We start from the raw sequence: 13,699 nt of genomic DNA, 5'->3' as shown, positions 1-13,699 counted from the left end.
TCCGGGCAGGAATCTGCGGCGTTCAGCAGATGGCAGGCCTGCAGGCTTGACCGGCCCCGCCATCGGCGTAGCATCTGCAGCAAGCCAAGGGACAGACCCGCGGCTGCCACAACGACATGAGGGATTCTCATGGAATTCGACTATCTCGTCTTCATCGGGCGATTCGAGCCCTTCCACAACGGCCACGCCGCCGTTGCCCGCCTGGCGCTGAGCCGGGCCCGCAAGCTGATCTTCCTGGTCGGCTCTGCCGATACTCCCCGCAGCCTCCGCAATCCCTGGACCGTGGCCGAACGCGCCGTGATGATCCAGGCCGCCCTCGATGGCCACACCGACCGCCTGCTGATCCGCCCGCTGCGTGACCACCTGTACAACGAAGCACAGTGGATCGCCAACGTGCAGCGCCAGGTGGCCGACGCCCTGCGCAACGACGGTGCCGCCGCCGATGCAAAGGTGGGCCTGATCGGCATGGACAAGGATGCCTCCAGCTACTACCTGCGGGAGTTCCCGCAATGGCCGCTGGTGGACGTGCAGCACACCGCCACGCTGTCGGCCACCGAACTGCGGCGTTACCTGTTCGAGGCCGGCGACGTCGACTTCCACGGCGCGCTGCTGATGCTGCGTGGCAATGTGCCGGCGCCGGTGTTCGACATGCTCGAAGCGTTCCGCAAGAGCGCGCCTGCGTATGCCCAGCTGGTGGCCGAGTACCGCTTCATCGAACAGTACAAGGCCGCCTGGAAGGATGCACCCTACGCGCCCACCTTCGTCACCACCGATGCGGTGGTGGTGCATTCAGGCCACGTGCTGCTGGTGCGTCGCCGTTCGGAACCCGGCAAGGGGCTATGGGCGCTGCCCGGCGGTTTCGTCGGCCAGGAGCAGAGCCTGCTGGACAGTTGCCTGCGCGAACTGCGCGAGGAAACCCGTCTGAAGATTCCGCTGCCGGTGCTGAAGGGTTCGCTGAAGGGCCAGCAGGTCTTCGACCACCCCGACCGCAGCCAGCGCGGCCGCACCATCACCCACGGTTTCCACTTCGAATTCCCGGCCGGCGAACTGCCGCCGGTGCGCGGTGGCGACGACGCCGACAAGGCGCGCTGGATACCGGTGAGTGAGGCGTTGGACATGGGCCCGCAGCTGTTCGAAGACCACCTGCACATCCTGGAGTATTTCCTCGGCCGCGGCTGACAGGCCCGGCCTCCCCGCCGGCGGATAGACCGCTGGTGTCACTCGACGCGAAGGAGCTTCCGTCATGCACTACCTCGATAATCTTCTCCTCAATACCGACAGCTACAAGGCCAGCCATTGGCTGCAGTACCCGCCGGGTACCGATGCCACGTTCTTCTATGTGGAATCACGTGGCGGCCTGCACGATCGCACGGTGTTCTTCGGCCTGCAGGCGATCCTCAAGGAGGCGCTGGCACGACCGGTCACCCACGCCGACATCGACGAGGCTGCTGCGGTATTCGCCGCGCACGGCGAACCGTTCAACGAGGCCGGCTGGCGCGATATCGTCGACCGGCTTGGCGGCCACCTGCCGGTGCGCATCCGCGCCGTTCCCGAGGGTAGCGTGGTGCCCACCCACCAGGCACTGATGACCATCGAGTCGACCGATCCGGCTGCGTTCTGGGTGCCGTCGTACCTGGAAACGCTGCTGCTGCGCGTGTGGTACCCGGTCACCGTGGCCACCATCAGCTGGCATGCACGGCAGACCATTGCTGCGTTCCTGCAGCGGACCAGCGACGATCCGCAGGGGCAGCTGCCGTTCAAGCTGCACGACTTCGGCGCGCGCGGGGTATCGAGCCTGGAATCGGCCGCGCTGGGCGGTGCCGCACACCTGGTCAACTTCCTCGGCACCGACACCGTATCGGCCCTGTGCCTGGCCCGTGCCCACTATCACGCGCCAATGGCCGGTTATTCGATTCCCGCCGCCGAGCACAGCACCATCACCAGCTGGGGCCGCGAGCGCGAAGTGGACGCCTACCGCAACATGCTGCGCCAGTTCGGCACGCCGGGCGCGATCGTGGCAGTGGTGTCGGACAGCTATGACATCTACCGCGCGATCAGTGAGCACTGGGGCACGACGCTGCGCGATGAAGTGATCGCCTCGGGCGCCACCCTGGTCATCCGTCCCGACTCGGGCGACCCGGTGGAGGTGGTGGCCGAAAGCCTGCGCCGGCTGGATGAAGCCTTCGGCCACGTGATCAACGGCAAGGGCTACCGCGTGCTCAACCACGTGCGGGTGATCCAGGGCGATGGCATCAACCCGGATACGATCCGCGCCATCCTGCAGCGCATCACCGGCGACGGCTATTCGGCCGACAACGTGGCCTTCGGCATGGGCGGCGCGCTGTTGCAGCGGCTGGACCGCGACACCCAGAAGTTCGCACTGAAGTGCTCGGCGGCACGGGTCGACGGTGAGTGGATCGACGTCTACAAGGATCCGGTCACCGATGCGGGCAAGACCAGCAAGCGCGGCCGCATGCACCTGTTGCGCCGCCTGGACGATGGCAGCCTGCATACGGTGCCACTGCCGGCCAACGGCGACGACACCCTGCCGGACGGCTTCGAGGACGCAATGGTGACCGTGTGGGAGAACGGCCGCCTGCTGCACGACCAGCGGCTGGACGACATCCGGGCCCGGGCGGCGGCGGGGCGCTGAAGGCGTTTCCGGGGGTCAGAGCCCGTTGCGGGGCAACGGGATCCGACCCCGGGCCTTGACCCCTGCGGCCAACCGGTCCACTTTGCACACGCCGAAGGTATCCCTCCCATCGCTCCGGCGCTGGGAAGGATTCAAACGGGAATCCGGTGAAGGCGCCTGGCGCGCCCATTCCGGAGCTGCCCCGCAGCGGTGAATGGAAACGAATCCTGCCAACAGCACTGGGCTCGCGCCTGGGAAGCGGCAGGGAGTAGGTGGGCTGCGGCCCGTGTCCATCAGCCCGAAGACCGGCCCCGGCCGGGGGACACGACCGTCCCCTGATTCGACCTGGACTCTCCGCGGGGAGGGTGCCGGGGCCATCGCCAGCCTGCATGCGCAGGCGGCATGGCCGCGCGCGTCCTGTTCACGGTAACCGGCCAGACCGCTTCCACGCCCTGACGCACGCCACGATGACCGAGTTCCAACGCCCCACCCTTACCCTGCCCGCCGATGGCAAGCGCCTGCTGCTGCATTCGTGCTGCGCGCCGTGCTCGGGCGAAGTGATGGAGGCGATCACCGCTTCCGGGATCGACTACGCGATCTTCTTCTACAACCCCAACATCCACCCGGTGAAGGAGTACGAGCTGCGCAAGCAGGAGAACATCCGCTTCGCCGAGCAGCACGGCATCCCGTTCATCGACTGCGACTACGACACCGACAGCTGGTTCAGCCGTGCGCGTGGCATGGAAAACGAGCCCGAGCGCGGCATCCGCTGCACGATGTGCTTCGACATGCGTTTCGAGCGCACCGCGCTGTACGCGCATGAACACGGCTACGACACCATCAGTTCGTCGCTGGGCATCTCGCGCTGGAAGAACATGGCGCAGATCAACGACTGCGGCATCCGTGCGGCTTCGCGCTATGAAGGCCTGCAGTACTGGGACTACAACTGGCGCAAGGGCGGCGGTGCCAGCCGCATGATCGAGATCAGCAAGCGCGAGCAGTTCTACCAGCAGGAGTACTGCGGCTGCGTGTACTCGCTGCGCGATGCCAACCGCCATCGCCGTGAGAACGGCCGCGAGCGGATCAGGATCGGCCTGCTGTACTACGGGCAGGACGCTGGGACGCCGCAGGGCGATTGACGTGCAGGCATGGGGCGGCCACGCTGGTCGCCCCTTCTGATGTAGTGGATCTGCCATGACCGCCGTGCCCGCCGATGTCGCCCTGCTGGTGATCGACCTGCAGCCGGACTTCATGCCGGGCGGTGCGCTGGCCTGCGACCAGGGCGATGCGCTGGTGGCGCCGATTGCCGACCTGTTGGCGCAGCGCCGCTACCGCACCGTGGTGGCGACCCAGGACTGGCACCCGGCCGACCACGCCTCGTTCGCCAGCCAGCACCCCGGCAAGCGACCGTTCGAGACCATCCTGCTGCACGCGCAGCCACAAGCCCTGTGGCCCGACCATTGCGTGCAGGGCAGCGATGGCGCCGCGCTGCACCCGGGCGTGGACTGGACCACGGCCGACCTGATCCTGCGCAAGGGCACCCGCCCACAGGTGGATTCGTACAGCGCCTTCCGCGAGAACCACGGCCCCGATGGCGAGCGCCCGGCCACCGGCCTGGCCGGCTGGCTGCACGAGCGCCGCATCCGTGAAGTGCACGTCTGTGGCCTGGCCCGGGACTACTGCGTGCTGTGGAGCGCGCAGGACGCGGTGAAGTCCGGTTTCCGGGTGAAGTTCCTGTGGGACCTGACCCGGCCGGTGACCGAAGCCAACAACGCGATGGTGCGCGAAGCGCTGGGCAAAGCGGGGATCGCGATCATCTGACGCGTGGTCGCCGGTGGTAGTGCCGGCCGCTGGCCGGCAACGCCTGGAGCCCTGCAGTTGCCGGCCAGCGGCCGGCACCACCGGATCACACCCGTGGGTAGCGCCGGGCCATGCCCGGCGAACCCCGAAGGGGCAGCACGTTACCGGAACACCACCGTGCGGTGCCCGTTGAGCAGGATGCGGTGCTCCACATGGCGGCGCACCGCGCGCGCCAGCACCAGCGATTCGGTATCGCTGCCCAGCCGCACCAGCTCGCGCGGCGCCATGGCGTGGTCGACGCGGGCCACGTCCTGTTCGATGATCGGGCCTTCGTCCAGATCCTCGGTGACGTAGTGCGCGGTGGCACCGATGATCTTGACTCCGCGCGCGTGCGCCTGGTGATACGGCTGCGCGCCCTTGAAGCTGGGCAGGAAGCTGTGGTGGATGTTGATCGCACGGCCGGCCAGCGCGCGGCACAGCGTGGGTGACAGGATCTGCATGTAGCGCGCCAGCACCACCAGGTCGATGCGCTCACGCTCGACCAGGTCGATGATCTGCTGCTCCTGCACCGCACGCGTATCGGCGGTCACCGGCAGGTGGTGGAACGGTACCTGGTAGGACGCGGCCAATGGCGCGAAGTCGGCGTGGTTGGACGCCACTGCCGCGATATCGACCTTCAGCTGGCCGCTGTGGGCACGGAACAGCAGGTCGTTGAGGCAGTGCCCCTGCTTGCTGACCAGCACCAGCAGGCGTGCGCGGCGGCGGCCGTCATGCAGCTGCCAGTCCATGCCGAAGCCTTCGGCAAGTTTGGCCATCGCGGCATGCACGGTCTCCAGCGGCAGGCTGGCATCGCGGTCGAAATGCACGCGCAGGAAGAAGCGGCCACTTTCCTCGTCGCCGAACTGCTGGGCGTCGAGAATATTGCAGCCGTGGTCGAACAGCAGGCCGGACACGCGGTAGACGATGCCGGTACGGTCGGGGCAGGACAGGGTGAGGATGGAATCGGGGCGCATCGCCACAGTGTAGGGCAGCTTCCTGCCCAGCAGCCGGATCATCACCGATGCAACCGAACCGCTTGGTTCAGTCCCAAGCGATACTTGGCCATCACCGTGGCAAGCTGGTCGGTCATGAACCTGTTGCAACTGATCCGCAGCTTCACCCGCACCGCAGAGACCGGCAGCATTGCCGCCGCGGCCCGCATCCTTGGCATCAGCGCCACCGCGGTCGGCCAGAACATCAACCGGCTGGAAGCGCATCTGGGCGTACGGCTGCTGAACCGGAGTACGCGCCAACTGGCCCTCAGCGAGGCTGGCGCGCTGTACCTGGCGCAGGTGCGCCACATCGAGGGCGACCTGGCGCGCGCGCAGGCGATGGTCACCTCCGGTGATATCGAACCGGCCGGGCCCCTGCGCATCGCCAGCAGCAGCGCGTTCGGCCGCCACGTGCTGGCACCGTTGCTGCCGTCACTGCAGCAACGCTACCCGCAGCTGCAGCTGGAACTGCGGCTGACCGACCGTGCCGTGCAGCATGGTCCAGAGGCGGTGGATGCCAGCATCCGCATCGGCGCGCAGCTGGAAGACGGTGTGGTCGCACGGCAGCTGGCGCGCGTGCCGTTCGTGTTCTGCGCCTCGCCGGCCTACCTGCAGGCCCATGGCACCCCGCAGGAACCCTCGGATCTGGGCAGCCATCGCGGGCTGCTGCACCGCTTCCCCACCGATGGCCGGCCGTTGCGCTGGGGCCTGCTGAAGGACGGCCAACGCGTGGACGCCGCGCTGCCGCCGAGCATGGTCTGCGATGACATCGATGCGCTGGCGTCGCTGGCGGCGGCGGGTGCCGGCATCACACGATTGGCTGCGTTCGTGGCCGAGCCCTACCTGCGCGACGGCCGACTGCAGGCGGTGTTCGGTACCGACAGCGCGTGGCGGCCGGAACCGATGGACGTCTATTTCTGCGTCAGCGACCGCCGCGACTTCACCGCCAAGATCCGCGCGCTGTTCGAGCACCTGCAGGCCGGCATGGCGCCGGCCTGGCGGGTGTGAGCCTCAGCGCGCCTTGAACACGCCACGCGCATCGCGCGGCTCGCAGCGCAGGTACTGCGGCGCCGGTTCCACGCTGTCGCGCAATGCGGCGGCGGCGTGCCACGGCCAGCGCGGGTCGTAGAGGATGCCGCGCGCCAGGGCCACGGCATCAGCGTGGCGATGGCGCAGGATCGACTCGGCCTGTTCCGGTTCGGTGATCATGCCCACCGCGATCACCGGCATGCGTACCTTGGCCTTGATCGCTGCGGCGAACGGCACCTGGTAGCCGGGACCGACGGTGATCTTCTGCCGCTCGTCCAGGCCACCGCTGGAGACATGCAGGAAGTTGCAGCCGCGCGCGTCCAGCACCTGGGCCAGCGCTTCACTCTGCACCAGGTCCCAGCCGCCATCGACCCAGTCGCTGGCGGAAATGCGTACGCCCACGGCGATCTTGTCCGATACCGCCGCACGCACAGCGTCGAATACTTCCACCAGCAGGCGCAGGCGGTTCGGCAGCGAGCCGCCATAGCCGTCGGTGCGGCGGTTGCTCAGCGGCGACAGGAACTGGTGCAGCAGGTAGCCGTGCGCGGCATGCAGCTCGATCAGCTCGAAGCCCAGGCGCTCGGCGCGCACCGCACTGGCGGCGAAGGCGGCGATGACCTCGGCGATGCCGGCCTCGTCCAGCTCCTGCGGTGCCGGATCGCCGGCATGGAACGGCAGCGGCGACGGCGCCACGGTGGACCAGCCACGCGCATCGTCGGCTGGCAACTGGCCGCCGCCGTCCCACGGGCGCTTCACCGAGGCCTTGCGGCCGGCGTGGCCGAGCTGGATGCCCAGCGGCATCGGCGACCAGCGGCGGACGCTGGCCAGCACCTGTGCCAACGCGGCTTCGGTACCGTCGTCCCACAAGCCCAGGTCGGCCCAGCTGATGCGGCCGCGCGGCTCGACCGCAGTGGCTTCCAGGATCAGCAGGCCGGCGCCGGACTGCGCCAGGTTGCCCAGGTGCATGGCGTGCCAGTCGCTGGCGCGACCGTCTTCGGCGGAGTACTGGCACATCGGCGCGATGACGATGCGGTTGGACAGGGTCAGGGGGCCGAACGAGATCGGCGAGAACAGCTGGGTCACGGCGATGCGGGGGACAGGCGGATAGAGGGGGCGTATTGCACCGCCGCACGGCCTGCGAATCAACCGTCTGGATGGATCGCTGTTTCGCGTGACCTGCAGCAGCCGAGCGTGCGCTCGGCCCTACAGAAGCCCTCGCCCCTTGTAGAGCCGAGCCCATGCTCGGCTCAGCGCGAAGCCCAGGCGGCCAGCGCTTCAGCGCAGTCCCGCTCATCCTTGAACAACAGCAGGTCGTCGGCTCGGGTGCGGCCGCGGTTCAGCGCCGCCACCGGCACCCCTGCCTTCGCCGCCGCCTGCACGAAGCGGAAGCCGGAATAGACCATCAGTGACGAGCCCACCACCAGCACGGCGTCGGCCTGCTGGAGGTGATCGTGCACCGCCGCCACCCGTTCACGCGGCACGTTCTCGCCGAAGAACACCACATCCGGCTTCAGCAGGCCGCCGCAGTACGGGCAATCGGGCACCACGAACGTGGAGAAATCGGTCTCCAGATCGGCATCGCCATCGGGCGCGATGCCGGCCTCCAGCGCATCCCAGCCTGGATTGGCGTCCAGCAGCCGCTGCTGGAAATCCTCGCGGCCGCTGCGGCGCTCGCAGCCCATGCAGCGCACCCGGTCCAGGCGGCCATGCAGGTCGATGACATTGTGGCTGCCGGCACGCTGGTGCAGGCCGTCCACGTTCTGGGTCAGCAGCAGCTGCAGCTTGCCGCTGTTTTCCAGTGCGGCCAGGGCCTGGTGGGTACCGTTGGGCCGGGCCAGGCCGAAGCGCGGCCAGCCCAGCAGGCTGCGCGCCCAGTAGCGCTGGCGGGTACCCGCTTCGCCCATGAACGCCTGGTAGGTTACCGGCGGGGTGCGCTTCCACTGGCCGTCGGCATCCCGGTAATCGGGAATGCCCGAGGCGGTGCTGCAACCGGCGCCGGTCAGCACGAACAGGCGCCGGGCGCGGTCGATGAAGTCGGTCAGCGGCGAGGTCATGGCTGCCAGATGGGGGCGCCGCAGCGCCCGTGCAAGCGCCGGCTCAGGCGGCCGGCAGCGGCGGCACCGCGATCGGGTGGCCGTCCTCGTCCAGCGCGATCATCACGAAGTGGCCGCGGGTACACAGCTTGCGCTCGCCGCTATGCAGGTCCTCGGCGACCAGTTCCACCTCGACCTTCATCGAGCTGCGGCCGACTTCGACAATGCGGCCGATGGTTTCCACCATCTGGCCAATGCGGATCGGCAGCTTGAAGTCGACCTGGTCGCTGCGCGCGGTCACCACGGTGCGGCGCGAATAGCGGGCGGCGGCCAGGAAGGCGGCCTTGTCCATCCACGCCAGTGCCTGGCCACCGAACAGGGTGCCGAGGTGGTTGGTGTGGTTGGGGAAGACGATTTCGGCCATGCGCACTTCGGTGGGCGGCACGGTCTCGGGGATCGGGGTCATGGGGGTGCTTCGGTGTGGGGTGCGGCAATTTTAAGCCAGGCCCCGTGCAGGCAGCGCTACACTGCGCCACGCCCACTGCCAGGACCGCCCATGCCCGCACTTTCCGACCTGTTGGCGTTTGCGCTGGTTTCGCTGGCCATGGTGCTCACGCCCGGGCCGAACATGATCTACGTCATCTCGCGCTCGATCTGCCAAGGGCCGCTCGCCGGGCTGATCTCGCTGGGCGGGGTGGCGCTGGGCTTCGTGTTCTACATGCTGTGCGCGGCGCTGGGCATCACCGCCCTGCTGATGACCGTGCCGTTCGCCTATGAGGCGCTGCGCATCGGTGGCGCGCTGTACCTGCTGTACCTGGCCTGGCAGGCGCTCAAGCCCGGCGGCCGTTCGCCGTTCGCGGTGCGTGACCTGCCGCAGGACAGCCCGCGCAAGTTGTTCACGATGGGATTCCTGACCAATCTGCTGAACCCGAAAGTGGCGGTGATGTACCTGTCGCTGCTGCCGCAGTTCCTGCACCCGGACAGCGAAGGCAGCGTGCTGATGCAGTCGATCGTGCTGGGCTCCACCCAGATCCTGGTGAGCGTCAGCGTGAACGGCATGATCGCGCTGACCGCCGGCAGCATCGCCGGCTTCCTGGCCGCACGCCCCACCTGGCAGAGGGTGCAGCGCTGGCTGATGGGCACGGTGCTGGCCGGGCTGGCGGTGCGCATGGCGGTGGAAGGGCGGCGCTAGCCGCTCCTTGTAGCGTCGAGCCGTGCTCGACTGCTGTTTGCGGAGATCAGTCGAGCATGGCTCGACGCTACAGAAACGAAAAACCCCGGCGCTGGCCGGGGTTTTTCGTTGCGACAGGCCTGACCGCTTCGATCAGAAGTTCATGTCGAAGGCGACTTCGCCCTGCACGCCGACCTGGTAGGCCGAGACGCGGCGTTCGAAGAAGTTGGTCAGTTCCTGCACGTCCTGCAGTTCCATGAACGGCAGCGGGTTGCGCACGTTGTACTTCTTTTCCATGCCCAGCTTGGCGAAGTGCTGATCGGCACAGTGCTGCAGGTACTGGCGCATGTCACGGGTCGAGATGCCGGCCACGCCGCCGGACAGGACGTCCTCGGCGAACTGCACTTCGCATTCGATGGCTTCGGCCAGCATGTCGTAGACCTGCTGCTTCATCTCGTCGTCGAACAGGTCCGGCTCTTCCTCACGCACCACGCGCACCGACTCGAAGGCGAACTCCATGTGCGCGCTCTCGTCGCGGAACACCCAGTTGGTGCCCGAGGCCAGGCCCGGCAGCAGGCCGCGCGAACGGAAGTAGTACACGTAGGCGAACGCGGCGAAGAAGAACAGGCCTTCGATGCATGCAGCGAAGCAGATCTGATTGAGCAGGAACTGGCGGCGCTGTTCGCGGGTCTCGATGCGGGTCAGGCTCTGGATCGAGTCGATCCACTTGAAGCAGAAATCGGCCTTCTTCTTGATCGAGTCGATGTTCTCCACCGCCGAGAACGCCTTGGCGCGCTCTTCCGGATCCGGCAGGTAGTTGTCGAGCAGGGTCAGGTAGAACTGCACGTGCAGCGCTTCTTCATACAGCTGGCGCGACAGGTACATGCGCGCTTCCGGTGCATTGAGATGCTGGTACAGGTTCAGCACCAGGTTGTTGGACACGATCGAGTCGCCGGTGGCGAAGAACGCGACCAGGCGGTGGATCAGGTGGCGCTCGCCCGGCGACATCTTGCTGTGCAGGTCGGTGATGTCGATCTGGAAGTTGATCTCTTCCACCGTCCAGGTGTTCTTGATCGCATTCCGGTACATGTCATAGAACTGCGGGTAGCGCATCGGGCGCAGGGTCAGTTCAAAACCGGGATCGAGCAGCATCTGCTTGGGCTTGTCGGCCATGGGTGTTTCCTTGAATTCTCGGGTCAAAACGCCGGGCATGGCCCGGCGCTACCTTGGTGTTTCCGTGCTGCAGCCGAGCATGGCTCGGCTCTACAGGTGCGAGGTGTTCGAGTGCCGGCCAGCGGCCGGCACTACCGCGCGGCGGTGCCGCTCTTACTGGCACGCCTCGCAGGCTTCCGGGTTTTCCAGCGAGCAGGCGATGGCTTCGTCCGGGCTGAACACCTTGGCCGGTGCGGCGGCACTCACCGTGGTCTTGGCGATCTTGGTGGCAGGGCGCGAACGCAGGTAGTAGGTGGTCTTGATGCCCTGCTTCCAGGCGTACATGTACATGGAGGACATCGCGCCGATGTTCGGGCTTTCCATGAACAGGTTGAGCGAGGCCGACTGGTCGATGAAGGCGCCACGCTCGGCGGCCATGTCGATCAGCGAACGCATCGGCAGTTCCCACGCGGTGCGGTAGACCTCACGCAGCGTTTCCGGGATCTGTGGCAGACCCGCGATGGAGCCTTCGGCCAGCTTGATGGCATCGCGCATTTCCGGCGTCCACAGGCCCAGCTTCTTCAGCTCGTTGACCAGGTAGCGGTTGACCTGCAGGAAGTCACCGGACAGGGTCTCGCGCTTGAACAGGTTGGACACCTGCGGCTCGACGCACTCGTAGCAGCCGGCGATCGAGGCGATGGTCGCGGTCGGCGCGATTGCGATCATCAGCGAGTTGCGCAGGCCGTGTTCCTTGATGCGCTCACGCAGGGCATCCCAGCGCGCAGTGTCTTCCGGCACCACGTTCCAGGCGTCGAACTGCAGTTCGCCGCTGGCGGCACGGGTGTCGTTGAACGACGGGTGCTTGCCGCGTTCCTGGGCCAGCTCGCAGGACGTTTCCAGCGCGTGGAAGTAGATCGCTTCGGCGATCTTCTTCGACAGCGCGCGGGCTTCGGCGCTGTCGAACGGCAGGCGCTTGCGGAAGAACACGTCCTGCAGGCCCATGCAGCCCAGGCCGACCGGACGCCAGCGCAGGTTGGCGCGGCGGGCGGTTTCGATCGGGTAGAAGTTCAGGTCGATGACGCGGTCGAGCTGGCGCACGGCCAGGCGCACGGTCTCGGCCAGCTTCTCGAAGTCGAACTCGTTGTGCTCGTCGAAGTGGTTGCCCAGGTTGATCGAACCCAGGTTGCACACTGCGGTTTCATCGTTGGAAGTGACTTCCAGGATTTCGGTGCACAGGTTGGACAGGTGGATCACGTTGCCCGGACGCAGGGTCTGGTTGCTGGCGCGGTTGCACTTGTCCTTGAAGGTCATCCAGCCGTTGCCGGTCTCGGCCAGCGTACGCATCATGCGGGCGTACAGCTTGCGCGCGGAGATGGTGCGGTTGGCCTTGCCCTGGGCTTCGGCCTGCAGGTAGGCAGCCTCGAAGGCTTCGCCGAACAGGTCGGTGAACTCCGGCACGACGCGCGGATCGAACAGCGACCATTCCTGGTCGGCCTCGACGCGCTTCATGAACAGGTCCGGCACCCAGTTGGCCAGGTTCAGGTTGTGCGCACGGCGGGCTTCGTCACCGGTGTTGTCACGCAGTTCGAGGAAGTCCTCGATGTCGGCGTGCCAGGTTTCCAGGTACACGCAGGCCGCGCCCTTGCGCTTGCCGCCCTGGTTCACCGCGGCCACGGACGAATCCATGGTCTTCAGCCACGGCACGATGCCGTTGGAGTGGCCGTTGGTCGACTTGATCAGCGAGCCACGCGAACGCACGCGGGTGTAGCTGACGCCGATGCCGCCGGAGAACTTCGACAGCTGGGCGATGTCGCCGTACTTGGCATAGATCGACTCCAGCGAGTCCTGCGGCGAGTCCAGCAGGAAGCACGAGGACAGCTGCTCGTGGGTGGTGCCGGAGTTGAACAGGGTCGGGCTGGACGGCAGGTAGTCCAGGTTGCCCATGCGCTTGTACAGCGCCAGGGTCTCAGACACGTCCTCGCTCAGCGCGCTGGCGATGCGCAGGAAGAACTGCTGCGGGGTTTCGATCACCTTGCGGGTGTGCGGATGGCGCAGCAGGTAACGGTCGTACAGGGTACGCAGGCCGAAGTAATCGAAGTTCAGGTCCAGCGCGCCGTCGATGGCGTCGTTGAGCTTGCGTGCATTGGTCTGCACGAAGTTCAGCAGGCGGTCGTTGATCAGGCCGACTTCATGGCCGCGGCTGACCGACTGCGAGAAGGCGTAGATTTCCTGGCCCGAGACTTCCTTGGCGATGTAGTTGGCCAGCAGGCGCGCAGCGAGGCGGCCGTACTCGGGCTCTTCACCGATCAGCAGGGCGGCGGTGCGGATGGACAGTTCGTCCAGCTCGCGGGTGGTGGCACCGTTGTACAGGCCGGAAATGGTGCGGGTGGCCACGCGCATCGGGTCAACGGCGTGCAGGCCTTCGGAGGAACGCTGCACCGCGCGCACGATCTTGTTCAGGTCCACCAGCTCGGTGGTCCCGTTGCGCTTGGTCACACTCATCGCGTTGGCCGTCGGCGGCGACGTCAACAGGAATTCGCTTTCCTTCTCGATGGTGGCGCTGGATTCGGTGCTCACGGCGTATGTCCTCTTGGCGTGATTGGGGGTGCTCGATGCATCGGGGTGACGCAGCCCGGGACATGACGGCCCAGGATGGCAGGACGGCGTCGCAGGGGATGAGACCCTGCGCCTGCCACTGCCGTTGACGATCGCCGATGGAGACTGCGGCCAACCCCCAGACGTGGGGTTGCTGCGACCGACGGCCACAAGATAGTGGGGGTAGTGGGGTCCGTCAACGCCAAATGTAGTGAAATTCGGCAATCCCTTGCGCCGCAAGGATCGTGCCATCTGC

General features: G+C 66.9%; 12 protein-coding genes and 1 riboswitch. Of the genes, 6 read left to right on the top strand and 6 right to left on the bottom strand.

All coding sequences use genetic code 11. The features are described from left to right. Window positions 1-129 precede the first annotated feature (129 nt). From ACMGRF_RS19575 to pncA, 4 genes are all read left to right on the top strand, one after another. Window positions 130-1,179 (top strand): bifunctional nicotinamide-nucleotide adenylyltransferase/Nudix hydroxylase, encoded by a 1,050-nt coding sequence (locus ACMGRF_RS19575; RefSeq protein WP_049415811.1) that lies wholly within the window; start codon window positions 130-132, stop codon window positions 1,177-1,179. Window positions 1,180-1,243: 64 nt separating this feature from the next. Then, a complete protein-coding gene (locus ACMGRF_RS19570; protein ID WP_414485502.1) occupies window positions 1,244-2,653 on the top strand; it encodes a nicotinate phosphoribosyltransferase in 1,410 nt (469 codons plus the stop codon). Between the two features lie 78 nt (window positions 2,654-2,731). Beyond that, window positions 2,732-2,961, top strand: a riboswitch (cobalamin riboswitch). 138 nt (window positions 2,962-3,099) lie between these two features. After that, on the top strand, window positions 3,100-3,771 hold the full coding sequence (locus ACMGRF_RS19565; RefSeq protein ID WP_414485501.1) for an epoxyqueuosine reductase QueH: 672 nt from the start codon (window positions 3,100-3,102) through the stop codon (window positions 3,769-3,771). A 55-nt stretch (window positions 3,772-3,826) separates the two neighbouring features. Beyond that, window positions 3,827-4,453 (top strand): bifunctional nicotinamidase/pyrazinamidase, encoded by a 627-nt coding sequence (gene pncA, locus ACMGRF_RS19560; protein WP_414485500.1) that lies wholly within the window; start codon window positions 3,827-3,829, stop codon window positions 4,451-4,453. Between the two features lie 140 nt (window positions 4,454-4,593). Here pncA and purU read toward each other — a convergent pair whose 3' ends face one another. Then, the gene (purU, locus tag ACMGRF_RS19555; RefSeq protein ID WP_049415819.1) at window positions 4,594-5,445 is read right to left on the bottom strand and encodes a formyltetrahydrofolate deformylase; all 852 of its coding nucleotides are present in this window, start codon (window positions 5,443-5,445) and stop codon (window positions 4,594-4,596) included. Between the two features lie 114 nt (window positions 5,446-5,559). Here purU and ACMGRF_RS19550 point away from each other — a divergent pair, with 114 nt between their 5' ends. Then, entirely contained in the window at window positions 5,560-6,471 is a 912-nt protein-coding gene (locus ACMGRF_RS19550; RefSeq protein WP_049438538.1) for a LysR family transcriptional regulator, read from the top strand. 3 nt (window positions 6,472-6,474) lie between these two features. Here ACMGRF_RS19550 and ACMGRF_RS19545 read toward each other — a convergent pair whose 3' ends face one another. From ACMGRF_RS19545 to ACMGRF_RS19535, 3 genes are all read right to left on the bottom strand, one after another. Continuing rightward, window positions 6,475-7,575: an NADH:flavin oxidoreductase/NADH oxidase gene (locus ACMGRF_RS19545; protein WP_100479031.1), complete on the bottom strand. Its 1,101-nt coding sequence runs from the start codon at window positions 7,573-7,575 to the stop codon at window positions 6,475-6,477. A gap of 164 nt (window positions 7,576-7,739) precedes the next feature. Beyond that, on the bottom strand, window positions 7,740-8,546 hold the full coding sequence (locus tag ACMGRF_RS19540) for an NAD-dependent protein deacetylase (RefSeq protein ID WP_100479032.1): 807 nt from the start codon (window positions 8,544-8,546) through the stop codon (window positions 7,740-7,742). Between the two features lie 43 nt (window positions 8,547-8,589). Then, complete coding sequence (locus ACMGRF_RS19535) at window positions 8,590-8,991, bottom strand: acyl-CoA thioesterase (RefSeq protein WP_021203756.1); 402 nt, start codon at window positions 8,989-8,991, stop codon at window positions 8,590-8,592. A 90-nt stretch (window positions 8,992-9,081) separates the two neighbouring features. Here ACMGRF_RS19535 and ACMGRF_RS19530 point away from each other — a divergent pair, with 90 nt between their 5' ends. Next, window positions 9,082-9,717, top strand: coding sequence for a LysE family translocator (locus ACMGRF_RS19530; RefSeq protein ID WP_111191095.1), 636 nt, complete (start codon window positions 9,082-9,084; stop codon window positions 9,715-9,717). 132 nt (window positions 9,718-9,849) lie between these two features. Here ACMGRF_RS19530 and ACMGRF_RS19525 read toward each other — a convergent pair whose 3' ends face one another. After that, on the bottom strand, window positions 9,850-10,869 hold the full coding sequence (locus ACMGRF_RS19525; protein ID WP_049429771.1) for a ribonucleotide-diphosphate reductase subunit beta: 1,020 nt from the start codon (window positions 10,867-10,869) through the stop codon (window positions 9,850-9,852). 153 nt (window positions 10,870-11,022) lie between these two features. Further along, window positions 11,023-13,425 (bottom strand): ribonucleoside-diphosphate reductase subunit alpha, encoded by a 2,403-nt coding sequence (locus tag ACMGRF_RS19520; RefSeq protein WP_049415794.1) that lies wholly within the window; start codon window positions 13,423-13,425, stop codon window positions 11,023-11,025. Window positions 13,426-13,699 lie beyond the last annotated feature (274 nt).

The sequence above is a fragment of the Stenotrophomonas sp. EMP41 genome, from assembly GCF_047495535.1.
GTDB lineage: Bacteria > Pseudomonadota > Gammaproteobacteria > Xanthomonadales > Xanthomonadaceae > Stenotrophomonas > Stenotrophomonas sepilia.
The sequence above is the reverse complement of the archived record's forward strand: the minus strand, read 5'-3'. Positions and strand labels throughout refer to the sequence as shown.